Annotated in this window: 21 protein-coding genes; 12 read left to right on the top strand and 9 right to left on the bottom strand. The window is 65.0% G+C overall.

Features of this window, described 5'->3' with window-relative positions:
* Positions 1 to 16: 16 nt before the first annotated feature.
* From algG to E6B08_RS05100, 9 genes are all read left to right on the top strand, one after another.
* Positions 17 to 1,576: a mannuronan 5-epimerase AlgG gene (algG, locus tag E6B08_RS05140; RefSeq protein ID WP_136913030.1), complete on the top strand. Its 1,560-nt coding sequence runs from the start codon at positions 17 to 19 to the stop codon at positions 1,574 to 1,576.
* Between the two features lie 13 nt (positions 1,577 to 1,589).
* Positions 1,590 to 3,041, top strand: a complete 1,452-nt coding sequence (locus E6B08_RS05135) for an alginate O-acetyltransferase (RefSeq protein WP_136913029.1) — start codon at positions 1,590 to 1,592, stop codon at positions 3,039 to 3,041.
* An 8-nt stretch (positions 3,042 to 3,049) separates the two neighbouring features.
* Positions 3,050 to 4,144, top strand: a complete 1,095-nt coding sequence (locus tag E6B08_RS05130; protein ID WP_136913028.1) for a mannuronate-specific alginate lyase — start codon at positions 3,050 to 3,052, stop codon at positions 4,142 to 4,144.
* Positions 4,145 to 4,264: 120 nt separating this feature from the next.
* The gene (locus tag E6B08_RS05125; RefSeq protein WP_136913027.1) at positions 4,265 to 5,725 is read left to right on the top strand and encodes an MBOAT family O-acyltransferase; all 1,461 of its coding nucleotides are present in this window, start codon (positions 4,265 to 4,267) and stop codon (positions 5,723 to 5,725) included.
* 11 nt (positions 5,726 to 5,736) lie between these two features.
* Positions 5,737 to 6,894 carry an alginate O-acetyltransferase gene (locus E6B08_RS05120; RefSeq protein WP_136913026.1) on the top strand — a complete coding sequence of 386 codons (1,158 nt, stop codon included), beginning with the start codon at positions 5,737 to 5,739 and terminating at the stop codon, positions 6,892 to 6,894.
* A gap of 21 nt (positions 6,895 to 6,915) precedes the next feature.
* Positions 6,916 to 7,563, top strand: coding sequence for an alginate O-acetyltransferase AlgF (locus E6B08_RS05115; protein ID WP_136913025.1), 648 nt, complete (start codon positions 6,916 to 6,918; stop codon positions 7,561 to 7,563).
* Positions 7,564 to 7,598: 35 nt separating this feature from the next.
* Positions 7,599 to 9,053, top strand: coding sequence for a mannose-1-phosphate guanylyltransferase/mannose-6-phosphate isomerase (locus E6B08_RS05110; RefSeq protein WP_136917330.1), 1,455 nt, complete (start codon positions 7,599 to 7,601; stop codon positions 9,051 to 9,053).
* Positions 9,054 to 9,192: 139 nt separating this feature from the next.
* Positions 9,193 to 9,657 (top strand): multidrug transporter, encoded by a 465-nt coding sequence (locus E6B08_RS05105; RefSeq protein WP_136913024.1) that lies wholly within the window; start codon positions 9,193 to 9,195, stop codon positions 9,655 to 9,657.
* Positions 9,658 to 9,785: 128 nt separating this feature from the next.
* Positions 9,786 to 10,610, top strand: a complete 825-nt coding sequence (locus tag E6B08_RS05100; protein WP_136913023.1) for an SDR family oxidoreductase — start codon at positions 9,786 to 9,788, stop codon at positions 10,608 to 10,610.
* Between the two features lie 146 nt (positions 10,611 to 10,756).
* On the opposite strand, the gene E6B08_RS05095 is transcribed toward E6B08_RS05100, so the two are convergent.
* The 5 genes from E6B08_RS05095 to E6B08_RS05075 form a co-directional block, all read right to left on the bottom strand.
* Positions 10,757 to 11,218: an SDR family NAD(P)-dependent oxidoreductase gene (locus tag E6B08_RS05095; RefSeq protein ID WP_136913022.1), complete on the bottom strand. Its 462-nt coding sequence runs from the start codon at positions 11,216 to 11,218 to the stop codon at positions 10,757 to 10,759.
* 13 nt (positions 11,219 to 11,231) lie between these two features.
* Complete coding sequence (locus E6B08_RS05090) at positions 11,232 to 12,680, bottom strand: efflux transporter outer membrane subunit (protein ID WP_136913021.1); 1,449 nt, start codon at positions 12,678 to 12,680, stop codon at positions 11,232 to 11,234.
* Entirely contained in the window at positions 12,677 to 13,738 is a 1,062-nt protein-coding gene (locus E6B08_RS05085) for an HlyD family secretion protein (protein WP_136913020.1), read from the bottom strand. The genes E6B08_RS05090 and E6B08_RS05085 overlap by 4 nt, the downstream gene beginning before the upstream one ends.
* 28 nt (positions 13,739 to 13,766) lie before the next feature.
* Entirely contained in the window at positions 13,767 to 15,308 is a 1,542-nt protein-coding gene (locus E6B08_RS05080; RefSeq protein WP_136913019.1) for an MFS transporter, read from the bottom strand.
* A gap of 233 nt (positions 15,309 to 15,541) precedes the next feature.
* On the bottom strand, positions 15,542 to 16,450 hold the full coding sequence (locus tag E6B08_RS05075) for a LysR family transcriptional regulator (RefSeq protein WP_136913018.1): 909 nt from the start codon (positions 16,448 to 16,450) through the stop codon (positions 15,542 to 15,544).
* A gap of 268 nt (positions 16,451 to 16,718) precedes the next feature.
* On the opposite strand from E6B08_RS05075, the gene E6B08_RS05070 reads away from it, so the two are divergent.
* Positions 16,719 to 17,168, top strand: coding sequence for a universal stress protein (locus tag E6B08_RS05070; RefSeq protein WP_136913017.1), 450 nt, complete (start codon positions 16,719 to 16,721; stop codon positions 17,166 to 17,168).
* Positions 17,169 to 17,246: 78 nt separating this feature from the next.
* Here E6B08_RS05070 and E6B08_RS05065 read toward each other — a convergent pair whose 3' ends face one another.
* Genes E6B08_RS05065 through E6B08_RS05050 form a run of 4 tightly spaced genes read right to left on the bottom strand, consistent with a single transcriptional unit; the run spans position 17,247 to position 22,029 of the window.
* Entirely contained in the window at positions 17,247 to 18,110 is an 864-nt protein-coding gene (locus tag E6B08_RS05065; protein WP_136913016.1) for an HlyD family secretion protein, read from the bottom strand.
* 10 nt (positions 18,111 to 18,120) lie between these two features.
* On the bottom strand, positions 18,121 to 18,321 hold the full coding sequence (locus E6B08_RS05060) for a DUF1656 domain-containing protein (protein ID WP_008097766.1): 201 nt from the start codon (positions 18,319 to 18,321) through the stop codon (positions 18,121 to 18,123).
* A 4-nt stretch (positions 18,322 to 18,325) separates the two neighbouring features.
* The gene (locus tag E6B08_RS05055) at positions 18,326 to 20,503 is read right to left on the bottom strand and encodes an FUSC family protein (protein WP_136913015.1); all 2,178 of its coding nucleotides are present in this window, start codon (positions 20,501 to 20,503) and stop codon (positions 18,326 to 18,328) included.
* A complete protein-coding gene (locus E6B08_RS05050; RefSeq protein ID WP_136913014.1) occupies positions 20,500 to 22,029 on the bottom strand; it encodes an efflux transporter outer membrane subunit in 1,530 nt (509 codons plus the stop codon). The genes E6B08_RS05055 and E6B08_RS05050 overlap by 4 nt, the downstream gene beginning before the upstream one ends.
* Positions 22,030 to 22,220: 191 nt before the next feature.
* Here E6B08_RS05050 and E6B08_RS05045 point away from each other — a divergent pair, with 191 nt between their 5' ends.
* Together E6B08_RS05045 and E6B08_RS05040 are read left to right on the top strand one after the other, a co-directional pair.
* Complete coding sequence (locus E6B08_RS05045) at positions 22,221 to 23,168, top strand: LysR family transcriptional regulator (RefSeq protein ID WP_136913013.1); 948 nt, start codon at positions 22,221 to 22,223, stop codon at positions 23,166 to 23,168.
* A gap of 85 nt (positions 23,169 to 23,253) precedes the next feature.
* Entirely contained in the window at positions 23,254 to 24,231 is a 978-nt protein-coding gene (locus E6B08_RS05040; RefSeq protein WP_136913012.1) for a 2-hydroxyacid dehydrogenase, read from the top strand.
* The last annotated feature ends 15 nt before the right edge of the window (positions 24,232 to 24,246 follow it).

Below are 24,246 nucleotides of genomic sequence, written 5' to 3'. Positions count from 1 at the left end.
CGGGAGAGGACCTGTCATGAACCTTCACCCGCACCTTCGCCACAGCCTCCTTGCCAGCGCCTTGCTGCTGGCAAGCGGCCTGGCCGTTGCCGCCGAACCCGCGGTCATCGCCAAGGAACTGCAGCAGGCCAAGACCTACACCGTGTCCAGCGCGCCGGTCGAGCCCCTGCACATGGACCCACCCAAGCTGCCCGACCTCAGCGGCTACACCGCCGAGGCCGTGCAGAAGAAAATCGACCGCAGCCACAAGGGCAAGGTCAGCATCCGCCGCATGTTCCAGGAGGACACCCTCAAGGAATTCGTCGGCGGCGACAACAAGGCGGCCGAGTGGGTGCAGCGCCAGCATGGCATCCCCCAGGCGATCTTCGTCGACGACGGCCATATCGACCTGGCCGAGCTGAGCAAGAAGGTGCCCAACCAGTACCTGCGCGAAGTCGAGCCTGGGGTCTACCTGGCACGGCTGCCGATCGTGGTCGGCCAGAAAGGCATCCTCGAGATCGATGGCAAGGTCAAGGAGCTGCGCCTGTCCGAGGAAGGCGGCGCGTTCATGGTCAACGACGGCAAGCTGTTCGTCACCGACACCAAGGTCACCGGCTGGCGCGAACAGGCCAATGGCCCTGCGACCTTCCGCTCGCCGAGCGCATTCCGCCCGTTCCTGCTGTCGTGGGGCGGCACCGAGACCTACATCGTCAACACCAAGATGGCCAGTTTCGGGTATGCCAAGTCCAAGTCCTATGGCGTGAGCATCTCGCAGTACACCCCGAACATGGCCAAGCAGATGGGCCGCGCGGAGCCGACCGGCTGGATCATCGGCTCGACGTTCAGCGACATGTGGTACGGCTTCTACTGCTACGAGACGTCCGACTTCGTGGTCAAGGACAGCACCTACCACGACAACATCGTCTACGGCATCGACCCCCACGACCGCTCGCACCGCCTGATCATCGCCGGCAACACGGTGTACGGCACCAAGAAAAAGCACGGGATCATCGTCTCGCGTGAGGTCAACGACAGCTGGATCATCAACAACAAGAGCTACGACAACAAGCTCTCGGGTGTGGTGATCGACCGTAACAGCGTCAACAACCTGATCGCCTACAACGAGATCTACCGCAACCACACCGACGGCATCACCCTGTACGAAAGCGGCGACAACATGATCTGGGGCAACAAGCTGATCAACAACCGCCGCCACGGCATTCGCGTGCGTAACAGCGTGAACATCCGCCTCTATGAAAACATCGCCTTCGCCAACGGCCTGGTGGGCGTCTACGGCCACATCAAGGACCTGTCCGATACCGACCGCGACATCGCCCTCGACCCGTTCGACACCAAGGTCTCGCTGATCGTGGTTGGCGGCGAACTCGTCGCCAACGGCTCCGGGCCCTTGTCCATCGACTCGCCGCTGTCGGTCGAGTTGTACAAGGTGAAGATGCTCGCCCCGCGCAAGGCCAGCGGTATTTCCCTCAATGGCGTGCTGGGCGAACGCCAGGACGAAATTCTCGACCTGTTGGTACGCCAGCAGAAAGCCGTGCTGATCGACCCGGTCGAACGCCAGACCGAAATGATCGATTAAGGAAGCCCAGACCATGACTCCACACCTGATGAAACTGCTGGGCCTGTCCGCCGCACTGCTGGCCATCAGCCAGGGCGTGCGCGCCGACGAGGTGAAGGCCCCGAGCTTCACCGCCGAGCCTTGCTGCCAGTTGTGCCCCGAGGCGCACGACGCCAGCCGCTACACCACCCGCTATCAGCAGAACTTCACCACGCTGGTGCAGGCCCAGGGCGACTGGCTGTTCCGTACCCGCGAAGACCTGCGCACCGAGTTCGACACCACCCCAGGCGGCTACAAGCGCCTGCAGCAAGTGCACGACGCGTTCAAGAAGCGCGGCGTGGAACTGGTGGTGGTGTACCAGCCGACCCGTGGCCTGGTGAACCGCAACATGCTCAACCCTGCCGAGAAGGCCGCCTTCGACTACCAGAAGGCCTTGGGCAACTACAAGAACATGCTCCAGCGCTTCGCCAAGATGGGCTACAACGTGCCCGACCTGTCGCCGCTGACCAACGAGCAACTGGCCGCCGCCGACCAGGGCAAGGACTTCTACTTCCGCGGTGACCAGCACTGGACGCCGTACGGCGCCGAGCGCGCGGCCAAGATCGTGGCCGACACAGTGCACCAGATGCCAGCCTTCGAAGGCATCCCGCGCAAGGAATTCGAGACCAAGGTGTCCGGGCGCATGGGCAAGACCGGCACCTTGCACAACGTCGCCGGGCAGCTCTGCGGGACTCGCTACGCCATCCAGTACATGGACCAGTTCGCCACCGAGCCGAAGGCGCAGGACGGTGGCGAGGCCAGCGGCGACGACCTGTTCGGTGACTCGGGCAACGCCGAGATCACCTTGGTGGGTACCAGCCACAGTGGCAAGAACTACAACTTCGCAGGTTTCCTCGAGCAGTACATCGGTGCCGACGTGCTCAACGTCGCCTTCCCCGGTGGCGGCCTGGAGGGGTCGATGATCCAGTACCTGGGCAGCGAGGAATTCCGGACCAAGCCACCGAAGATCCTCATCTGGGAATTCTCGCCGCTGTACCGCCTGGACCAGGAAACCATCTGGCGTCAGATCCTCGCCCTGCTCGACGATGGCTGTAACGCCCGCCCGGCAGAGATGAGCGCCAGCGCCACGCTCAAGCCCGGCAAGAACGAACTGATGGTCAACGGCAAGGGCGGCGTGCTGAAGAACCTGATCAACCGCAACCTGCAGATGGACATCAAGTACGACGACCCTTCGGTCAAGGTCCTGCAAGCCACCTTGTGGTACCTCAACGGTCGCCACGAGGACATCAAGCTGGAGAAACCGGAAACCTCCGACACCGACGGCCGCTTCGTCTTCCAGATGCGCGAGGACGAGGACTGGGCCAGCCAGAACCTGTTGGCACTCGAGATCCAGGGGCCGGAAAACGGCACCCAGAAGGTCGAGGCCAAACTGTGCAAACGCAACAACTACGCCGTGCCTGCGCAGACTGCGCAAGCGGGCCAGTGAGGTGACTCATGAAACGTCTATGCACACCCGCCGCTCTCGCCCTGGTCCTGTTCGGGGGCGCCGCGCATGCCGCCCTGGTACCGCCCCAGGGCTACTACGAGGGCATCGAGAAGCTCAAGACCAGCGATGGCAACTTCAAGTGCGAGGCAGCGCCCACGCCATTCACCGGTGCGCTGCAGTTTCGCAGCAAGTACGAAGGCTCGGACAAGGCCCGCTCGACGCTCAACCTGGTCTCGGAAAAAGCCTTCCGTGACTCCACCGCCGACATCACCGCGCTGGAAAAAGGCGTGAGCAAGATGGTCGGCCAATACATGCGCGACGGCCGCCCCGCGCAGCTCGACTGCACCCTGACCTGGCTCGGTACCTGGGCACGGGCCAATGCGCTGCTGTCGACCGACTACAACCACACCGGCAAGTCCATGCGCAAATGGGCGCTGGGCAGCATGAGTGGTTCGTGGCTGCGCCTGAAGTTCTCCAACTCGCAGCCGCTGGCCGCGCACCAGGCCGAGGCCGAGGTGATCGAGAAGTGGTTCGCCCGCCTGGCCGAGCAGACCGTGCGCGACTGGAGCGACCTGCCGCTGGAGAAGATCAACAACCATAGCTACTGGGCCGCCTGGTCGGTCATGGCCACCGCCGTGGCCACCGACCGCCGCGACCTGTTCGACTGGGCGGTGAAGGAATACAAGATCGGCGCCAACCAGGTCGACGACCAAGGTTTCCTGCCCAACGAGCTCAAGCGCAAGCAACGCGCCCTGGCCTACCACAACTATGCCCTGCCGCCGCTGACGATGATCGCCAGCTTCGCCCAGGCCAACGGCGTGGACCTGCGTGCCGAGAACAACAGCGCCCTGCAACGCCTGGCGCAGAAGGTGCTGGTCGGCTCGCTCGATCCGAGCGCGTTCCAGTCCCGCAGCGGTAACAAGCAGGACATGGGCGACTTGCGTATCGACAGCAAGTACGCCTGGCTCGAGCCCTACTGCAGTCTCTACACCTGCAACGGCGCCACGGTGCTGCGCAAGCGCGGCATGCAGCCGTTCGACAGCTTCAGGCTGGGGGGCAACCTGACCCGGGTCTACGACCCAAGCTCGCTGCAGAAGAAATAACGCATGTACCTGTGGGGACGGGCCCGCCCGCCCCCACGGAAAAATGGTGACCTTCCTCGTTATTCGTGGGGGGTTTGGGGGGCGCTTTGCCCTGTGCTGTGAACAATTAGGAGAACCGGGATGGTCTTCTCGTCCAACGTGTTCCTGTTCCTGTTCTTGCCGATATTCCTCGGCTTGTATTACCTGAGCGGGCAACGCTATCGCAACCTGCTGCTGCTGGTCGCCAGCTACATCTTCTACGCCTGGTGGCGGGTGGACTTCCTGGCCCTGTTCGCCGGCGTCACCTTGTGGAACTACTGGATCGGCCTGAAGGTCGGTGCCGCCGGCGTGCGCACCAAGCCCGCACAGCGTTGGCTGCTGCTGGGCGTCGGCGTCGACCTGGCGATCCTCGGCTACTTCAAATACGCCAACTTCGGCGTCGACAGCCTCAACGCGATCATCAGTTCGTTTGGCCTGGAGCCGTTCATTCTCACCCACGTGCTGCTGCCGATCGGTATCTCGTTCTACATCTTCGAGTCGATCAGCTACATCATCGACGTGTACCGCGGCGACACCCCGGCCACCCGCAACCTGATCGACTTCGCGGCGTTCGTGGCGATCTTCCCGCACCTGATCGCCGGCCCCGTGCTGCGCTTCAAGGACCTGGTCGATCAGTTCAACAACCGCACCCATACCCTGGACAAGTTCTCCGAAGGCTGCACCCGCTTCATGCAGGGTTTCATCAAGAAAGTGTTCATCGCCGACACCCTGGCGGTGGTCGCCGATCACTGCTTCGCCCTGCAGAACCCCACCACTGGTGACGCCTGGCTCGGCGCCCTGGCCTACACCGCGCAGCTGTACTTCGACTTCTCCGGCTACAGCGACATGGCCATCGGCCTTGGCCTGATGATGGGCTTCCGCTTCATGGAGAACTTCAAGCAGCCCTACATCAGCCAGTCGATCACCGAGTTCTGGCGCCGCTGGCACATCAGCCTGTCGACCTGGCTGCGCGACTACCTGTACATCACCCTGGGCGGCAACCGCAAAGGCACTTTCAACACCTACCGCAACCTGTTCCTGACCATGCTGCTGGGCGGTCTGTGGCACGGTGCCAACTTCACCTACATCATCTGGGGCGCCTGGCACGGCATGTGGCTGGCGATCGAGCGCGCGCTGGGCATCGACACCAACCCGCAGCGCTTCAACCCGGTCAAATGGGCAGTCACCTTCCTCCTGGTGGTAATCGGCTGGGTGATCTTCCGCGCCGAGAACCTGCACGTCGCCGCCCGCATGTACGGCGCCATGTTCAGCTTCGGCGAGTGGCAACTGTCGGAACTCAACCGCGCCCAGCTCACCGGCCTGCAAGTGGCGACCCTGGTGATCGCCTACATCACCCTGGCGTTCTTCGGCCTGCGTGATTTCTACCGCAACGCCACCCCGCCGGCCGCCATGCGCACACCGGCGCAGGTCAACACCGATGGCTCGATCGGCCTGGACTGGACCCGGGTCATGAGCCGCGCGCTGATCCTGCTGCTGTTCGCCGCCTCGATCCTCAAGCTGTCGGCGCAGAGCTACTCGCCGTTCCTTTACTTCCAGTTCTGAGGTTGACGACCATGACCCGGACATTACGCATCACTTATTCGCTGTCGTTCCTCGGCCTGCTGGTCGGGCTCGGCGCCTGGTCGGTCGGCGGCCTGGAAAGCTTCAACCGCACCGGCCAGATGACCCTGCTCGACGGCAAGCTGGCCAAGGCCGCCGAGACCCACTACGACGAGCAATTCCCGATCAAGCGCCTGGGTACCAACCTCTGGGCCGCGCTGGACTTCAAGCTGTTCAACGAAGGCCGCCCAGGCGTGGTGCTGGGCCGCGACCAATGGCTGTTCAGCGACGAGGAGTTCAAGCCCACCGCCGGTGCCGAGCAGCTGATGCAGGAAAACCTGGCGCTGATCCAAGGTGTGCGCGAGACCCTGCAGAAGCATGGCAGCCAACTGGTGCTGGCGATCGTTCCGGCCAAGGCTCGCCTCTATGCCGAGTACATGGGCAAGGAGCAACCGGCCAGCTTGCACGATGACCTGTACAACCAGTTCCACGCCCAGGCGCGCCAGGCCAACGTGTTCGCCCCCGACCTGATGGCCCCGATGGAGCAGGCCAAGACCCGCGGCCAGGTATTCCTGCGTACCGACACGCACTGGACGCCGATGGGCGCCGAGGTCGCGGCGCAGGCAGTGGCCGAGGCGGTCAGCCGCCAGAAAATGCTCAGCGGCGAGCCGCAGACCTTCGTCACCGAAGCCGGCAACACCGCCCCGTACAAGGGCGATTTGACCAACTTCCTGCCACTGGACCCGCTGTTCAGCAACTTGCTGCCAACCCCAGACAACCTGCAACAACGCAAGACCCGTCCAGTCGAGGCCGAAGGCGACGGTGGCGATGCCCTGTTCGCCGACGCCCAGATCCCGGTGGCGCTGGTAGGTACCAGCTACAGCGCCAACCCGCACTGGAACTTCCTCGGCGCGCTGCAGCAGGCCCTGCGCAGCGACGTCGCCAACTACGCCGAGGACGGCCATGGCCCGCTGCTGCCGATGCTCAAGTACCTGCAAAGCGACGCCTTCAAGGACGCCGCGCCACAAGTGGTGGTGTGGGAATTCCCCGAACGTTATCTGCCAATGAAAAACGACCTCAGCAGCTTCGATCCGCAGTGGATCGCGCAGCTGAAAAGCTCCCGTAAATCCGAAGAAAACCTGGCGCTGTCGTCCAACCGGACGAGCCACTGATCGATAGAGAGGAACACGCACATGACTACCAAGACTTCCATTGCCAAAGCCCTCACCCTCGCGGCAGGCCTGTCTCTCGCTTCCATGCAGGCCTTTGCCGGCGCCGACGCCGCCCTGTACGGCCCGAGCGCACCGAAAGGCTCGACCTTCGTGCGCCTGTACAACGCCAGCAGCGCGCCGACCGCAGCCACTGTGGGCAACACCCAGATCAAGCAGGTCGGCGCCCAGGCCAGCAGCGACTTCAGCTTCCTCCCAGGCGGTGACTACACCGCCCAGGTCGGGGGCAAGAACGTGCCGGTCAAACTGGCCGCGGACAAGTACTACACCCTGGTCAACACCGCCAGTGGCGCCCCGCAGCTGATCGAAGAAGCGCCCTTCAAGAACAAGCAAAAAGCCCTGGTCCGCGTGCAGAACCTGAGCGACCAGCAACTGACCCTGAAGACCGCCGATGGCAAGACCGAGGTGGTCAAGCCGGTGGCGGCCAAAGGTACTGGCCAGCGTGAAATCAACCCGGTCAAGGTCAGCATGGCGCTGTACGCAGGAGACAAGAAAGTCGGCGACGTCAAACCCGTCGCTCTGGAGCGCGGCGAAGCAGCCGTGCTGTATGTAACCGGTTCCGGCAACAGCTTGTCGCCGGTGTGGGTAACTCGCCCCGTGGCTAGCAACTGATCCCCCTGCCTCTTAACGACTATTGGAGAAACATGATGATCCCGGTAATTCTTTCTGGTGGTAGCGGTTCCCGTCTGTGGCCTCTGTCGCGCAAGCAGTTCCCCAAGCAGTTCCTGGCATTGACCGGCGAACACACCCTGTTCCAGCAAACCATCGAGCGCCTGAGGTTCGAGGGCATGGACGTACCGCTGGTGGTCTGCAACAAGGACCACAAGTTCATCGTCCAGGAGCAACTGAGCGCCCTGAAGCTGGAAACCCAGGGCATCATGATGGAGCCGTTCGGCCGCAACACCGCGCCAGCAGTGGCGATGGCCGCCATGAAGCTGATCAACGAAGGCCGCGACGAGCTTATGCTGGTGCTGCCCGCCGACCATGTGATCGATGATCAGAAAGCCCTGCAACGTGCCCTCGCCCTGGCCACCGTGGCCGCCGAAAACGGCGAGATGGTGCTGTTCGGCGTGCCGGCGACCAAACCGGAAACCGGCTACGGCTACATCCGTTCGAGCCAGGACGCCCTGCTCCCCGAAGGCGTGGCGCGGGTCGCGCAGTTCGTCGAAAAACCCGACGAAAAACGCGCCGCCGAATTCGTCGCCTCCGGTGGTTACTTCTGGAACAGCGGCATGTTCCTGTTCCGTGCCAGCCGCTTCCTCGAAGAACTGAAGAAGCACGATGCGGACATCTACGACACCTGCCTGCTGGCCCTGGAGCGCAGCACCGAGGACGGTGACGTGCTGAGCATCGACGAAGCCACCTTCGCCTGCTGCCCGGACAACTCCATCGACTACGCGGTGATGGAAAAGACCCAGCGTGCCTGCGTGGTACCGATGTCGGCCGGCTGGAGCGACGTAGGCTGCTGGTCGTCGCTGTGGGCCGTGCACGACAAGGATGCCGACGGCAACGTCACCAAGGGCGACGTGGTGGTGCAGGACAGCCGCAACTGCATGATCCACGGCAACGGCAAGCTGGTGTCGGTGATCGGCCTGGAGAACATCGTCGTGGTCGAGACCAAGGACGCGATGATGATCGCCCACAAGGACAAGGTCCAGGGCGTCAAGCAGATGGTCAAGACCCTCGACGAACAGGGCCGCAGCGAGACCCAGAACCATCTCGAGGTGTACCGTCCGTGGGGCTCGTACGACTCGGTGGACATGGGTGGCCGCTTCCAGGTCAAGCACATCACCGTCAAGCCCGGTGCCAGCCTGTCGCTGCAGATGCACCACCACCGCGCCGAGCACTGGATCGTGGTGTCCGGCACTGCCGAAGTGACCTGCGACGAGAACGTGTTCCTGCTCACCGAAAACCAGTCGACCTACATCCCGATCGCCTCGATCCACCGCTTGCGCAACCCAGGCAAGATCCCGCTGGAGATCATCGAAGTGCAGTCGGGCAGCTACCTGGGCGAGGATGACATCGAGCGCTTCGAGGATGTCTATGGGCGTACTTCGACGCCGATGGAGCGTGGCGTTTCGGTGAAGACCATCGCGCAGTAAAGCTTCAAGCAGCAACGAAAGCGGGACGGTGGTGGGCCTACGGGGGTGGGCTCACCACCGTCCCGCTTTTGCTTGTGGCTTGCAGCTTGTGGCGTGCCGTTCCAAGATGATCCGAGACCCGAATGGAATTCGCCCACACATGATCATCGGTGCCCTTCTCATCCTCACCTGGCTGGTACTGCTGTTGCGCTATCCGGCCAAGGCGCTGCCTATTTCCCTGGCGGCCGTGTGCGGCCTTGCCCTGGTCGCCCTGTTCGTCGCCTGGCAAGACACCCGCGAAGCCTCGCGCCTGGCGCGCCTGGACCTGCGCCTGAGCTATGCCCCCGACCAGTGCCCAGCCGATCGAGCCTTGCAGGTGCACATGAAAAACGGCAACAAGGTGCCGCTCACCGAATTGCGCTGGCGCGTGGCTGCCTATGCGCCGGGTGACAGCGTGAACCTGGCGGAAAACACCTATAACGCGCCGCGCTATCGGGGGCCAGGCGAACTGCAACCTGGAGCCGAGTGGAAGGACTGCCTGCCGCTGCCGCCGCTGCGGTCCGGGTACCGGCCGCAGACCCTTGAGTTCCGTGCTGAACGGCTGCAAGGTACGTTTGCCAACTAGATTTCCTAGTGTCTGTGCCGGCCTCTTCGCGGGCAAGCCCGCTCCCACAGGTACCTTGTGGGAGCGGGCTTGCCCCGCGAAAGGGCCGGCACAGAAACACAACAGCCCCAAACCACAGGCCCGCTTCCATGCCCACCGTCCTCATCACCGGTTGTTCCAGCGGCATCGGCCGCGCCCTGGCCGACGCCTTCCGCGATGCCGGCCATGACGTCTGGGCCACCGCCCGCAAGGCCGAAGACGTCGAAAGACTCGCCACCGCCGGCTTCACCGCCCGCCAACTGGACGTCAACGACAGCGAGGCCCTGGCCCGCCTGGCCGAGGCGCTCGAAGCGCAACATGGCCGCCTCGACATGCTGATCAACAATGCCGGCTACGGCGCCATGGGCCCCTTGCTCGACGGTGGCGTGGACGCCATGCGCCAGCAATTCGAGACCAACGTGTTCGCCGTGGTCGGCGTGACCCGCGCCCTGTTCCCCCTGCTGCGCCGCGCCCGGGGCCTGGTGGTGAACATCGGCAGCGTGTCGGGTGTGCTGGTGACACCCTTCGCCGGCGCCTACTGCGCGTCCAAAGCCGCCGTGCACGCCCTGAGCGATGCCCTGCGCCTGGAGTTGGCGCCGTTCGGGGTGCGAGTGATGGAGGTGCAGCCCGGCGCGATCGCCTCGCATTTCGCCAGCAATGCCCAACGCGAGGCGGCACAGGTACTGGCGGCCGACTCGCCGTGGTGGCCATTGCGCGAGCATGTCGAGGCACGGGCCCGGGCTTCGCAGGACAAACCGACCGCCACGGCGGTATTCGCCAAGGGCGTGCTGGCGGCTACGCGCAAGCGCCCGGCTCCGGCGTTGGTGCGTCTGGGCAATGGCAGCACAGCGTTGCCTCTGCTGGCGCGCCTTCTGCCACAGCGCGTGCTCGACGCCGTATTGCGCAAGCGCTTTGGGCTCACGCGCCCGCTCTAGACCGATGTTCTTCATCCAGGAGATTGGGGTCGCTTTGCGACCCTACCGCTACTGCATAGTTCTCAAATCCCAAGGGGGAACCTGTGGGAGCGGGCTTGCCCGCGAAGGGCCGCAAAGCGGCCCCAATCGCTGCAAGGCACAACCCTTTAGCCGGGCTGTGCACAGGAGGCCAGCAACACCACCCGCGCCGCCACCTCTGCAGGTGAGCCCATCGGCACCCCATGCACCGCCACCTCGGCCAAGGCCGGCAGCGCGCTGTCGGCCGGCAGGATCACCTGCCCCCAACAGCGTGCGGCCATGCCCACGGCGTAATGGCGCCACAACGCGTCGCCAACGCCGAGGGTATCGACCAGGATGTCGGTGTGCGGCACGCGCTCGATCAGTGCCCGTGCGCCTCCCTCAGTGACCAGATCCAGCGCGATGCCGATGATCCGCGCCTTCGGCAACTGCTCGCGTACCGCCCTCAGCGCGGCATCGACAGCTGCCTGACTGCGGCCATTGAGCACCACCTCGACGCCCGCGCCAGCCAGGCCAATGGCGATCGCCAACCCCACGCTCGAGGTAGCACCACACACCACGGCGCGCTTGCCGTTCAAGGCCAGATGCATCGCGAGTCCTCGATCAGGCCTTGGCAGGCTGCTCGTCGAACGCCTGCCAGCCGCCACCGAGTGCCTTGTAAAGGCCCACCAGCGCCTGCGAGACCGCCGCCGAGCTGTCGATCCACTGCTCTTCGCTGGCCAGCAATGCGCCCTGCACGCTCAGCACGTTGAGAAAGTCCACGGCCCCTTCGACGTACTGGCGCTGGGCGGTCTCCAGGGCAATGCGGTTCTGTCGCACGGCCTCGGCCAGATGGTCGCGGCGCAGCTGGCTGGCGTTGTACAAGCGCAGCACGTCGTCGATCTCATGCCAGGCGCCGAGCACCACCTTGCGGTAGTTCAACGCCGCTTCCTGCTGCTGCGCCTCGCGCAGTTGCAGGGTGCCCTTGAGCCGGCCACCCTCGAAGATCGGCAACGACAGCTGTGGGCCGAAGGCGAAGCGGCGCGAATCCCAGGCACCGAAATCCGCCAGCTGCATAGCCTGGAAACCGACACTGCCAGACAGCCGAATGCTCGGGTAGAAGTCAGCCTTGGCCACGCCGATGCTGGCCGTGGCGGCATGCAGCCGCGCTTCGGCCTGGCGGATGTCGGGGCGCCGCTCGGCAAGCTCCGAGGGCAGGCCGATGGCGAAGGTCTGCTGTGGCGTCGGCACCTCGCCGCCTTCCAGCAACTCGGCCTGGAGGCTGCGCGGCGGCTCGGCGGCGAGCAGGCTGAGGGCATTGATCAGGTCATCGCGCCGGGCTTCCAGGGTCGGCAAACGCGACTCGATGGAGGCGACCTGGGCACTGGCCTGGGCAACGTCCAGGCGGGTGGCGACCCCCTCGGCCTGGCGGTCTTCGGACAGCTTCAGGCTGTGCTGGGCGACCTTGAGGTTGTCTTGGGTGACCTCCAGGGTGTGCTGTACCGCACGCAACTGGATGTAGTTGCCGGCGGTTTCCGAGAGCAGTGCCAGGAGCACGCCACGGCGGTCGTTTTCCGCCACCTCGACGCTGGCATCGGCCGCTTCGACCTGACGCCGCACACGGCCCCAGAGGTCGAGCTCCCAACCGGCGACCAGATCGCCCTGCCACAGGTTGAAGGCCGACTTGCCGGCATTTCCGGAAGGGTCGCTCAGGCCTTCGGCACTATTGCGCGCCCGGCTGTAGCCGACGTTGGCATCCACCGACGGCGTCTGCTCGGAGGCCACGGTACTGCGCAAGGCGCGGCTTTGCAGCAAGCGCGCACTGGCCATCTGCAGGTCCAGGTTGCGCTCGGCGACCCGCTGGATCAACGCGCTCAGGCGCGCATCGTGGAAGCTGTCCCACCAGCGCAGTTCAAGGGGCTCGGCCTGCGGCTGGCTCGCCGCTGCCTCGCCCTGCAAGGGCAACCATCGTTGCGGCGCCTGGCTGTCGGGGCGCTGGAAATCGGGGCCAAGGGTGCAGCCGGCGAGCAGGACGGCCAGCAGCACCGGGCTCAGGCGCAAGGCGGGTTTCATCGTGCACTGACCTCCTCGCCCTTGAGGTTGTCGCCGTGGGTGTCGATGGTGGCTTCCACCGACATCCCCACGCGCAGGCGCTCGAGCAAAGGCTGACCATCATCGAAGACGATCTTCACCGGAATGCGCTGCACCACCTTGGTGAAGTTGCCGGTGGCGTTGTCTGGCTTGACTGCAGCGAAGGTCACGCCGGTAGCCGGGGCGATGCTTTCGACATGCCCGTGCAGGGTCTCGCCGGCAAAGGTATCGACACTGATGCTCACGGGTTGGCCAGGCTGCACATGGGTCAGCTGGGTTTCCTGGAAGTTGCCGACCACGTAAGCGTGCTGCAACGGCACCACCGAAAGCAGTCGCGCACCTGGATTGACGAACGCACCGACACGTACCGCCCGCTCGCCGACCATACCGTCCACCGGCGCGGTGATGCGGGTATAGGAGAGATCCAGCTGGGCTTTCTCAAGGCCCGCCTCGGCCCGCTTGAGCTGGCCATCGGCACTGGCGACCTGGGCGCTGAGAATATCCACCTGCTTGCGGGTGGCCACCAGCGCCGCCTGGGCATTGGCCAGGCGCGCCCGCGCCTGGTCGACGCGGCTGCGTGCCTGCTGGGCGTTCTGCACGGTGCCGGCGCCCTGCTCGGCCAGGCGGCTGTAGCGGTTGACCTCATGGTCGGCGAAGGCCGCCTCGGCTTGGGCCGCTTTCACCGCCGCCTCGGCCTGGGCGATCAGCGAGCCCTGGCGGTCGAGCGTGGCGCGGGCATCGGCGCTCTGCGCCTGGGCCACCAGCAACTGGGCCTGGGCAGCGTCGAGCGCAGCCTGGTAATCACGGGCGTCGATCGTCGCCAGCAACTGGCCGGCGCGCACTTGCTGGTTGTCTTCGACCAGCACTTCCTTGATGAAGCCGGAGACCTTGGGCGCGACCACCGTGTAGTCGGCGATCACGTAGGCGTCGTTGGTGCTCTGGCGCCGGTCGCTGCCGAGCATCCAGGGGCCGATCAGGCCCGCCAGCACGGCCACGGCGATCACCGAGCCGATCACGATTGTCTTGCGGTTGTTGGTCATTTTCAGCGGTCTCGAATTCATCCAGGGGTCAGGCCACCGCACGCGGCGGATAGACCCGGGTAGGCACGAAAGGAATCAGGCAGATCAGCGCCACGGCGATGCCGGCCATGACCAGGTAGAGGTCGGCCGAGGTCAGCACCAGCGCCTGGTCGTGGATGCGCTTGGCCAGGCCCGCGGCGCTGTCGTCGATCAACGGCGCGTTGCCCAGGCTGTCCACCAGGTGGTTGGAATGAAAGTGCCGGCGCAGGGTGCCGAGGGCATCGATCAGGCCGCCGGCGATGACTGCCGACAGGCCCTTCACGGTGTTGAACCAACTGGAGGCGAATGGGCCTTCCTGCGGGGTCATGCCGTTGGTGGACAGCATCAGCAGCGGCAGCACCGCCATTGGCTGGCCGAACACCTGCAGCAGGTAGAACGGGTAGAAGTCGCCACGGATCCATTCGGAGGTCAGCAGGCTGCTGCCCACGCAACTGACCGCCAGCATCGCCAGGCCTGCGGCCAGCACCCAGCGGCAGTCCACCGCGCGGATGTTGCACAGCGCCGCGGTCAACGGCAGGGCGATCAACTGCGGCATGGCCACCAGCATCATCAACGGGCTGGTCTGCGCCGGACGGTAGCCCTGGATTTGCGCGAGGTACGCCGATGGGATGCTGCCCACGCCGGAAAGCACGATCAGTACACCGGCCAGGGTCACCAGGGCGAAACTCAGGTTGCGCCGCGACAGCATGCGCAACTGGAAGAACGGCAACGGCTCGGACCACTCGTTGTACATGAACAACGCCAGCAGCAGCACGCCGCCGCCCAGCAACCAGCTGATCAGAGGCGAATCGAACCAACCCCAGCGGTCGCCCAGCGACAGACCGAGCACGATGCAGGTGATGGCCGGCAGACCGAGCAGCACGCCGCGCCAGTCAAACTGCTTGAAGCGCTCCAGGCGCAGCGGGTCCTGGGGCAGGCCCCAGCCGACGCAGAACATCGCCAGTCCGGCCGGCAGGATGATCTGCCAGAACGCCCACTGCCAGCCGACATATTCGGTCCACAGCCCGGCCAGGGGCGTACCCAGGTTGGGGCCGAAGGTAGCGGTCAGGGCATAGCCGGCCAGGCCATAGACCTTGATGCCCGGCGGCAGGAAGCGCAGCGCCACGCTCATCAGCATCGGCGGCAGAGCCCCGGAGGCCAGGCCCTGGGCGATGCGTAGCAGCATCAGGCTGTGCAGGTTGGGGGCAAAGGGCTGGAGCAGGCCGAGCACGGCGAACAGGCCGATCGCGGTCATGCTGAAGCGGCGCAGGGAAAATGTCGTGGCGAGCCAGGGCGAAAAGGCCATGGCCGACACCGAAGCCGCGCTGTACACCGCCAGCAGCCACGCGCCTTCGTCGGCACCGATGCCCATGGCGCCGCGGATGTCGGCCAGGGAGATCTTGGTCACCGCTTCGTTGAGGCCGGCGCACAGCACGGCCAACAACACCCCGAGCAACCCGACCACCACCCGCACGCCGAAGGCCGTCTGCGCGGGCGCGGCCGGCGCAGGGGCGGCGGCAATCGCGGCAGAGGGGGCGGACAGCGAACTCATGAACAGACATCTCCAGCAATGGTTTTCAGGCTGGACAAGTCTAAGAAGGTCGAATGCTTACGAAAACTGACTTCTCGGCAGGTTTAAGTTGCGTCTGGTGCAATCCAGGTGGATCGGCGCTGTGTGCTTCGCGGGCAAGCCCGCTCCTACAGCCTCACCACAGCTTTCGAGTATCTGAGGCCTCTGTGGGAGCGGGCTTGCCCGCGAATAGGCCCGTATGAACGCAGCAAGACTCAAGGATCGACACTGCAAACCGCCTTCAGCGTCTGGCGCAACCAACGATGCGCCGGGTCGTTGTGATACCTCGGGTGCCAGGCCTGCAACACGTTGACCCGCTCCAGCGGCACCGGGATCTCGAACGAGCGCAGCGGCAGGCCAAGCTTGTGCACGCTGTTGAGGATGTTGGCCGGCATCGGCAGCAGCAGGTCGGAATCCGGCAACGAGAACAGCGCCGAGTGGAAGCTGGGCGTGATCAGCGCTACCCGCCGCTGCACCTTGAAGTTGGCCAGCTCCACATCGATCGGGCCGTTGGCTCGGCCACGCCGCGACACACTGATCTGTGGATAACAGGCAAAGCTTTCCGGGGTGATCGGCGCGTCGAAGATCGGATGATCACGCCGCGCCAGGCCCACGTACCACGTCTGGAACAGACTCTGCACCTTGATTTCCGGGCCCAGGTCGACGGTGGAACTGATGATCAGATCGGTTCGCCCGTCACGCAGCACACTGTCGTCGTCCCCGCCGGGGCTTTCCGGCACGAAGCGCAGCACCGTGCGCGGCGCCTGTTCGTGCATGCGGCGCAGCAGTGGCGCGCCGTACAGGGCGATGAACAGGTCGTTGGTGCGAATGTTGAAGGCCCGATCGAGCCTCGGCAGGTCGACCTCACCCGCGCCACGGAACACCTCGCCGGCCTGCTCCACCAGCGCCGCCACCTGCTCGCGCAAGGCCAGCGCCCGTGGCGTGGGTACCAGGCCACGGCCAGCGCGCACCAGGATCGGATCGCCCAGGGCATCGCGGATGCGCCCCAGGGTTCGGCTCATCGCCGCCGGGCTCAGGTTCATGCGCTGCGCCGCACCGACCACGCTGCCTTCGTCGAGCAGGGCGTCGAGGGCGACGAGCAGGTTCATGTCCGGGAGTTGCATGGCCGTGTTCCGTAACAGCTGTGGGAAGGTCATGGTAACAGCAGGACGTTGCACCAGACGCAATGCGCTCGTGCGTGGGGGAGCATTTATTCACCGGCCGTGTTAGGCCTTAAATGAAGCATTGGCAGGTCCGGCCCTTTCGCGGGCAAGCCCGCTCCCACAGGTACCGCACTGCACTTGGGCATTGCGCAGTTCCTGTGGGAGCGGGCTTGCCCGCGAAAGGGCCGGACCTGCAAGCACATCAGCCAGCCCAAGCCAAGGATCCCGCATGCCCCGTCCAGTCCTGATCGCCATCGATGCCTCCCCCGCCGCCAGCGCCCTGCTCGCCTTGGCCCTGCGCTACTGCCGCCCCGACGAGCACGAACTGCACGTACTGCTGGCCATCGACTCGACCTTCGCCGTGCACGACAAGCCCGCGCCCTACACCGCCGAGGAACTGGAGGAATACCCAGCCGCCTGCGAAGAACAACGCCTGGGCGACAGCGCCGTGACCGATGCCGTGCGCCAACTGCAAGCCGCCGGCTTCGCGGCCCACGGCTGCATGGTCGCCGGCCAGCCCGTCGATGCCATCGTCGACAAGGCCAATGAACTGAACTGCGAGTTGATCGTCATGGGTCACCGCCACCTGTCTCGACTGGGGCGGCTGCTGGATCCGTCGATCAGCGCCAAGGTGATCGACCTGGTGCAGGTGCCAGTGCTGGTCGGGGCTGCTTCCTAGCAGTCACTAGCGGTGCAGCCAACCCAGTTTGACCACGCTTGGGGAAATCCGTCATAGCGGGTAAGCCAAGGTTTCAATTCAGGGCTCCTCGCTTGGCTTCACCACCACCGTACAGGTCGTCCCCGCCGCCAGCAAAAAGCCCTCCGGCACTTCATCGATATGAATCCGCACCGGTACCCGCTGCGCCAGCCGCACCCAGTTGAAGGTCGGGTTCACATCGGCGATCAGCTCGCGGCTCTGCGGGTTGTCGCGGTCGTAGATGCCGCGGGCGATGCTCTCCACATGCCCCTTGATACGCTCGCCACTCATCATCTGCAGCTCGGCCTGGTCACCGACCCTGACGTGCGGCAGCTTGGTTTCCTCGAAGAAGCCATAGACCCAGAACGAGTTCTCGTCGACCACCGCCATCACCGCTTCACCGGTACGGGCGTAGTCGCCTTTGTGGATGTTCAGGTTGGTCACGTAGCCATCGACGGTGGCGACGATGTGAGTGCGCTTGAGGTTCAGTTCGGCCGCGGCCAGCTCGGCCTGGGCCTGCTGGTAGTCGGCCTGGGCGGAGTTGGCGATGTTGCTGGCATCGTCGCGGTTTTCCTTGGAGATCACCAGGTTGTCCAGGTCGGCGCGGCGCTTGGCGTTGACCTTGCGCATTTCCCAGGTGGCCTTGCGCGAAGCGACCAGGGCCTTGGCCTGCTCCACCGCCAGCTGGTAATGCTCGGGGTCGATCTGGATCAACAGGTCGCCCTTCTTCACTCGCTGGTTATCCTTGACCGGTACATCCACCACATAACCCGGCACATCGGCGGCGACGTTGATGATATCGGCGCGCACGCGACCGTCGCGGGTCCACGGCGTGGTCATGTAGTGCAGCCACAACTGGCGACCGATCGCCACGGCAGCGGCCAGCACCAACAAGGTAGCGATCAGGCTGAAGAACTTTTTCATCGAAGGTTTCTCACCAGTAGAGCGACAGCGCCAGGGCGCCGAACAAACAAACGAACAGGGACAGGCGCAGCAGCGCCGGATGCCAGAAAAAGCGATAGCCGTCATGGCTGGCGATGAACCGGTCCAGGCCCCAGGCCAGGCCCAGGGCGAACAGGAACATCAGGGTCATGGTGGGCATGTACACGCCATGGAAGGCGATTTCACGGGGCATGGATTCAGGGAGCATCGTGCAATCCTTTCGCCGGGGCCAACGGCGACTGTGGGTCGAGCAGGGAAGAACGGATGAAGTGCAGGTAGCTCTGCACGCGGCGCAGCACCGAGGTGTCGAAGTGCCGGGCGAATGGCTCGTCGGTGGCCTGCACACGGCTGATGGCGTGATCCACCGCCACCAGGGCGCGCTCGTGATTGCTGGCACTGGGCTGCAGGAACAACCGCGTCAGCGCCCGCCCCATGACCCGGATGGCCTGGCGCCACGGCTGCGATTCGGCATAGGCCGGGTGGATCGGCGCACGTGCCTGCTCCTTGCGCAGCTCGATGACGGCGTGGCCGATCTCCAGCACGGTGAACATCCAGCCCATCAGCTCGCTCTGCACCTTGGGTTTGCCGGCGGCCAGGCCATACGCCTGGTGCAGCAGGTCGCGGGTACGGCTCTCGAACGCCGAGCCGAGCCCGCGCAGGCGCCCGCCGATGGCGAACAACACCTGCTCGCGCAGTTCCTGCTCCAGGCGGCTCCACAACCAGCGACTGTTGGGCGGCAGGATGATCGCCCCGGCTGCGGCGCAGACGAACATGCCGATGACCATGCCGATGTAGTCGTTGATGAAGGTGTACGGGTCATAGACGGTGAGGTTGTTGGGCACCGAGCCGATGGCGAAGAACACCAGCAAGCCAATCCCGTAACCTGCGTAGGCAGGCCGTGACGAGAGAAACGCACCGAGCACGAACACCGGCGCCAGGACCATGCACAACAGCGGGAAACCGTCGATCCAGGGGAACACGAAGAAGGTTTCGAAGAAGCCGATGAAGGCACCGAACGCCGTGCCGCAGGCCATCTGGAAGGACATCCGCTTGGGGTTGGGCGAGGCCGCCGAAAGGCCCACGGTGACCGTGGCGATCAGGGTCATCATGGCCCCGCTGGGCCAGTCGCTGAGCAGCCAGTAGCTGCCCAGCAGCAGCAGCACCGCCGACGCCCGCAGGCCTGCGGCAAGCGACACCAGCCAGCTGGTCTGCGCCACGTAGGGCTCGTCCCATTGCTCCCGCTCGTGCCGGTGCGCGGCCAGCGAGGCGTGGGTCTCGGCGTAGCTGAACATCTCATCGACGAAGCGGTACAGCAACTCGAAGGCGGTATGGAAGTCGAGCAGATCGGACTCGCTGGGGTCGGTGGCCAGGTAGTCGGCGCGCAGGCCGCGCACCTGGGCCTGCAGGCCTTCCTTGTAGGCGGCAAGCTCGAGGGTCAGGCGCAGCGCGTCGGCGTCGGTCAGGGCGCGGCCGACGTAAGGTTGCAGCAGCTCGATCAAGGTATCGAGGCCTGGCTCGATGGCACTGACGATCTGCGCAGGCCCGCGTGCACGCAGACGCTCGATCAGCCGGTGCAAGGCGTTGAAGCGCGTGGTGATGGCCATGAACTCGCTGTTCATGCGCACCAGGCGGCCAGAGCGGCGGCGCATGTGCGGGTCTTCGAAGGCGGTGACGTTGCGCAGGCTCTCAAGCCCTACCGCCTCGGCGACGAAGCGCACGTTGCTGGTTTCGAAGCGGTCGCGCTGGCTGTCGCCACGCAGGGCTTCGACCACCACCCCGGCGAATACGCCAAAGCGCTGGTACAAGGCGTTGCGCATGGCCGCGCTGGCCGACTGCGGCAGGATCGCGGCGCTGACGAAGGTCGACACGAGGATGCCCAGGGCGATTTCCAGCACCCGCCAAACAGCAGCCATGAACGCCTGGTCAGGGTGTTGCAGCACCGGCAGGCCGATCATCGCCGCGGTGTAGCCCGCCAGCACGAAGCCATAGGCGCGGAAGGTGCGGTAGCGCATGGCGCCGGCCGAGCACAAGCCCACCCACAGCGCCAGGCTGGGCAGGAACAGCTCGGTGTTCTGCGGGAAGATGGCGATCAATGCCACCATCATCGCCGAGCCGGCCAAGGTACCGAGCACCCGGTAGAAGCTCTTGGCGAACACATGCCCGCTCTGCGGCTGCATGACGATGAACACGGTGATCATCGCCGTGCGCGGCTGCGGCAGCTCCAGGCGCATGGCCAGCCACAGGGTGATGAACGCTGCGGCCAGCACCTTGAAGATGTAGACCCAGGTCACCCCATCGGTGCGCGCCCAGGCAAAGAAGCCCCGGCGCCACTCCAGGCTCTGCAGCCAGCGCACGGGCAAACTGGAAGTGCTCATTCGGCGGTGTCCGGCTTCTTGTCGAAAATGGCCAGGGTGGCCGGGGTCCTGGGCGCCGCCTGGCGCTCTTCGCGCGGCACGTCGTTGCCGGCCTGCAGGCCGCCGCCCAGCGCCGTCACCAGTTCGGCATGGGCGATCAGGCGTGCGGCCTGCACCTGTTGCTGGATCTGCTGCTGACGGAACAACAGGGTCTGGGCGTTGAGCACATTGAGGTAATCGGTGAGGCCACGCTGGAAGGCGACCATGGCGATGTCGTAGGTCTTCTGCGCGGCGGCTACCGATTCAGCGGCAAAATGCGACTGTTGCTTCATCGATTCGCGGCGGATCAGCTGGTCGGAAATGTTCTTCAGCGCACCGACCACGGTCTGGTTGTACCGCGCCACGGCCACGTCGTACCCCGCCGAGGCCACGCCCAGTTGCGAGCGCAGGCGACCGCCGTCGAAGATCGGCAAGCTGATGGCCGGGCCGACGTTGTAGTTGAACTTGCGCCCGGTGAGGAATTCCAGCGGGCCACCGCCGGTAGCCATGAAGCCCAGGCTGCCGACCAGGTCGACGTTGGGGAAGAAGCCCGCGTGGGCGACGTCGATGCCACGCGCCTGGGCCGCGACCTGCCAGCGGCTGGCGACGACGTCGGGGCGCTGGCCGACCAGCTCGGCAGGCAACGTCGAGGGCAGCTTGAGCGGCGCCGCCAAGGCCAGGCTGGGCCGCTGCAACTGCGCACCCTCCCCCGGCCCCTTGCCGGCGAGGGCGGCCAGCTGGTTGCGGGTCAGGGCGATTTCCTCGTCGAGGCTGTCGATCTGGCGATGGGTCTCGGGCAGCGGCGCCTCGGCCTGGCTGACTTCGAAATGGGTGCCAATGCCGGCGTCGAGGCGGCGCTTGGCCAGGGCCAGGATCTGCTCTTGCTGCTCGAGCTCGGCCTTGACGATGTCGCGCTGGGCAAAATGCAGGCTCAGCTGGATGTAGGCACGCACCACGTTGCTCTGCAGTTCGAGCTGGGCCTGGCGGGCTTCGGCCACGCTCATGTGCGCCTGGTCCACGGCCTGCTCGCTGGCGTTGCGTTCGCGGCCCCACAAGTCGAGGGCGTAGCTGAAACCGATGGCGGCGTTGTTGTCCCAGGTGTTGGCACCCGCCAACTCACCAGGGCCGTAGAACTGGTCCTCGGGCCAGTTGTGGCGCTTGAGCGAGGCCTGGCCGTTGGCCTGGAGCTTCTCGGCCGACTCGACCACACCGGCCATGGCCTTGGCTTCGCGGACCCGCGCCGTGGCCATGGCCAGGCTCGGGCTGCCGGCCACGGCCAGGGCCACCCACCGGTCCAGCTGTGGATCGCGGTAGGCTTGCCACCACTGTTGGGCGGGCCAATGGGCATCGGTCGCGGCGTCGCGAATGGCCGCGTCGGTGGTCAAGGTGTTGGCTTGCAGCGTCTTGCTTTCAGGGGCGATGCCCCAAGTTCCGATACAGCCGCTCAAGGTAAAGCTAAGGGCACAGGCACTGAACGCTTGGAGCGTTCTGATGATGCGACGCGGCACAGCTGCGATTTCCCGAGGAAGAAGTGGAGGGGCCGGGCAATTCTAGGGGGCAGCCGCACTGGCGATAAGCGTATATTCCTGCGAATCTTTGTTACCGAAACAGCGATAATCCGCCTTTGGTCGAAGGCAGAATTTAATAACTTTGCCGTTACTTCGTGACACAATTTCGCCCTCAACATCGAGAGTGACCCATGGACACCCTGCAAAACATGCGTGCTTTCAGTTGCGTAGCCCAACTCGGCAGCTTCACCGCCGCCGCGGCGCAACTGGATACGACCACCGCGAACGTGTCGCGGGCGGTCTCCAACCTGGAAGCCCATCTGCAAACCCGGCTGCTCAATCGCACCACCCGGCGCATCGCCCTGACCGAAGCCGGCAAGCGCTACCTGATGCGTTGCGAACAGATCCTCACCTACGTCGAGGAGGCCGAAGCCGAGGCCAGCGACGCCCATGCCCGCCCCGCCGGGCAGTTGAAAGTGCATTCGATGACCGGCGTGGGCCAGCACTTCGTGGTCGATGCCATCGCCCGCTACCGCGAATCGCACCCTGACGTGACCTTCGACCTGACCATGGCCAACCGCGTGCCTGACCTGCTCGACGAGGGTTACGACGTGTCCATCGTGCTGGCCACCGAACTGCCGGACTCAGGTTTCGTCTCGCAGCGCCTGGGCATCACCTACAGCATCGTCTGCGCGTCCCCGGAGTACGTGGCCAAGCATGGTTTCGCGCACAAGCCGGCCGACCTGCTCAAGCACGCCTGCCTGCGCATGGTCAGCCCAGTGATCCCGCTGGAAAAATGGCTGTTCGATGGTCCGGAAGGCCAGGAGCTGGTCAACATCACCACCTCGCCTTTCCAGGTCAACTCGGCCGATGCCATGAAGACCGCGATCCGCTGCGGCATGGGCATGGGCGTATTGCCGATCTACTCGGTAATCGACGGTTTGCGCGACGGCAGCCTGGTGCGGGTGTTGCCCGAGTATCGGTTGCAGGAGCTGAACCTGTACGCGATCTATCCGTCGCGCCAGTACCTGGACGCGAAGATCAAGACCTGGGTCGAGTACCTGCGCAATTCGCTGCCGGAGATATTGGCGGCCCACGAGGCCGACCTGAAGACCCATGAATTGTTGATCGCCAACTGAAAAAGCTGCTGCACGGCGGTGGGGGTCAATGGTAGGTTGCTAATCAATAATTACCTCACCTACCGCCTTGCAGAGAAGTAGCCCGATGAAAAAGACCGTCCTGGCCTTCAGCCGCATCACCCCGGCCATGGCCGAGCGCCTGCAGCAAGATTTCAACGTGATCCTGCCGAACCCCAAGCTCGGCGACATCAATGCCCAGTTCAATGAAGCCCTGCCCGAGGCCCACGGCCTGATCGGCGTCGGCCGCAAGCTGGGCCGCGCGCAGCTCGAAGGTGCCGGCAAGCTGGAAGTGGTGTCGAGCGTATCGGTCGGCTACGACAACTACGACCTGGACTACTTCAACGAGCGCGGCATCGCCCTGACCAACACGCCCGACGTGCTCACCGAAAGTACCGCAGACCTCGGCTTCTCGCTGATCATGGGCTGCGCACGCCGCACCGCCGAACTGGACGCCTGGACCAAGGCCGGCAACTGGACCGCGACCATCGCCCCGCCGCATTTCGGCAGCGACGTGCACGGCAAGACCTTGGGCATCGTCGGCATGGGCAACATCGGCGCGGCCGTGGCCCGTCGCGGTCGCTTTGGCTTCAACATGTCGATCCTGTATGCCGGCAACAGCCGCAAGACTGCGCTGGAACAGGAACTAGGCGCGCAGTACCGCAGCCTGGAGCAACTGCTGGCCGAGTCCGATTTCGTCTGCATCGTGGTGCCGCTGTCCGACGCCACGCGCAAGCTGATCGGTGCCCGTGAACTCAAATTGATGAAGCCCAGCGCCTTCCTGATCAACATCGCCCGTGGCCCGGTGGTCGACGAAGCGGCGCTGGTCGAAGCCTTGCAACAGGGCACCCTCCGTGGCGCCGGCCTGGACGTGTACGAAAAGGAGCCGCTGGCCGAATCGCCACTGTTCCAGTTGCCCAATGCCCTGACCCTGCCGCACATTGGCTCGGCCACCGCCGAAACCCGCGAGGCCATGGCCAACCGGGCGATGGACAACCTACGCGCGGCGCTGCTGGGTGAGCGGCCACGCGACCTGGTCAACCCGCAGGTGTGGAAAGCCCGCTGAAGCGCCAGCGACGCC

It is taken from the genome of Pseudomonas putida (assembly GCF_005080685.1).
GTDB classification, from domain to species: domain Bacteria; phylum Pseudomonadota; class Gammaproteobacteria; order Pseudomonadales; family Pseudomonadaceae; genus Aquipseudomonas; species Aquipseudomonas putida_V.
Note: the sequence above shows the minus strand (reverse complement) of the source record. Positions and strands in the feature narration are given on the sequence as shown.

Coding starts and splice junctions, on each gene's coding strand:
- E6B08_RS05125 (WP_136913027.1), top strand. CDS start 4,265: ATGGTCTTCTCGTCCAACGTGTTCCTGTTCCTGTTCTTGCCGATATTC.
- algG (WP_136913030.1), top strand. CDS start 17: ATGAACCTTCACCCGCACCTTCGCCACAGCCTCCTTGCCAGCGCCTTG.
- E6B08_RS05060 (WP_008097766.1), bottom strand. CDS start 18,321: ATGCCCCGTGAAATCGCCTTCCATGGCGTGTACATGCCCACCATGACC.
- E6B08_RS05100 (WP_136913023.1), top strand. CDS start 9,786: ATGCCCACCGTCCTCATCACCGGTTGTTCCAGCGGCATCGGCCGCGCC.
- E6B08_RS05040 (WP_136913012.1), top strand. CDS start 23,254: ATGAAAAAGACCGTCCTGGCCTTCAGCCGCATCACCCCGGCCATGGCC.
- E6B08_RS05115 (WP_136913025.1), top strand. CDS start 6,916: ATGACTACCAAGACTTCCATTGCCAAAGCCCTCACCCTCGCGGCAGGC.
- E6B08_RS05120 (WP_136913026.1), top strand. CDS start 5,737: ATGACCCGGACATTACGCATCACTTATTCGCTGTCGTTCCTCGGCCTG.
- E6B08_RS05055 (WP_136913015.1), bottom strand. CDS start 20,503: ATGAGCACTTCCAGTTTGCCCGTGCGCTGGCTGCAGAGCCTGGAGTGG.
- E6B08_RS05070 (WP_136913017.1), top strand. CDS start 16,719: ATGCCCCGTCCAGTCCTGATCGCCATCGATGCCTCCCCCGCCGCCAGC.
- E6B08_RS05080 (WP_136913019.1), bottom strand. CDS start 15,308: ATGAGTTCGCTGTCCGCCCCCTCTGCCGCGATTGCCGCCGCCCCTGCG.
- E6B08_RS05130 (WP_136913028.1), top strand. CDS start 3,050: ATGAAACGTCTATGCACACCCGCCGCTCTCGCCCTGGTCCTGTTCGGG.
- E6B08_RS05095 (WP_136913022.1), bottom strand. CDS start 11,218: ATGCATCTGGCCTTGAACGGCAAGCGCGCCGTGGTGTGTGGTGCTACC.
- E6B08_RS05045 (WP_136913013.1), top strand. CDS start 22,221: ATGGACACCCTGCAAAACATGCGTGCTTTCAGTTGCGTAGCCCAACTC.
- E6B08_RS05135 (WP_136913029.1), top strand. CDS start 1,590: ATGACTCCACACCTGATGAAACTGCTGGGCCTGTCCGCCGCACTGCTG.
- E6B08_RS05105 (WP_136913024.1), top strand. CDS start 9,193: ATGATCATCGGTGCCCTTCTCATCCTCACCTGGCTGGTACTGCTGTTG.
- E6B08_RS05110 (WP_136917330.1), top strand. CDS start 7,599: ATGATCCCGGTAATTCTTTCTGGTGGTAGCGGTTCCCGTCTGTGGCCT.
- E6B08_RS05090 (WP_136913021.1), bottom strand. CDS start 12,680: ATGAAACCCGCCTTGCGCCTGAGCCCGGTGCTGCTGGCCGTCCTGCTC.
- E6B08_RS05085 (WP_136913020.1), bottom strand. CDS start 13,738: ATGACCAACAACCGCAAGACAATCGTGATCGGCTCGGTGATCGCCGTG.
- E6B08_RS05075 (WP_136913018.1), bottom strand. CDS start 16,450: ATGCAACTCCCGGACATGAACCTGCTCGTCGCCCTCGACGCCCTGCTC.
- E6B08_RS05065 (WP_136913016.1), bottom strand. CDS start 18,110: ATGAAAAAGTTCTTCAGCCTGATCGCTACCTTGTTGGTGCTGGCCGCT.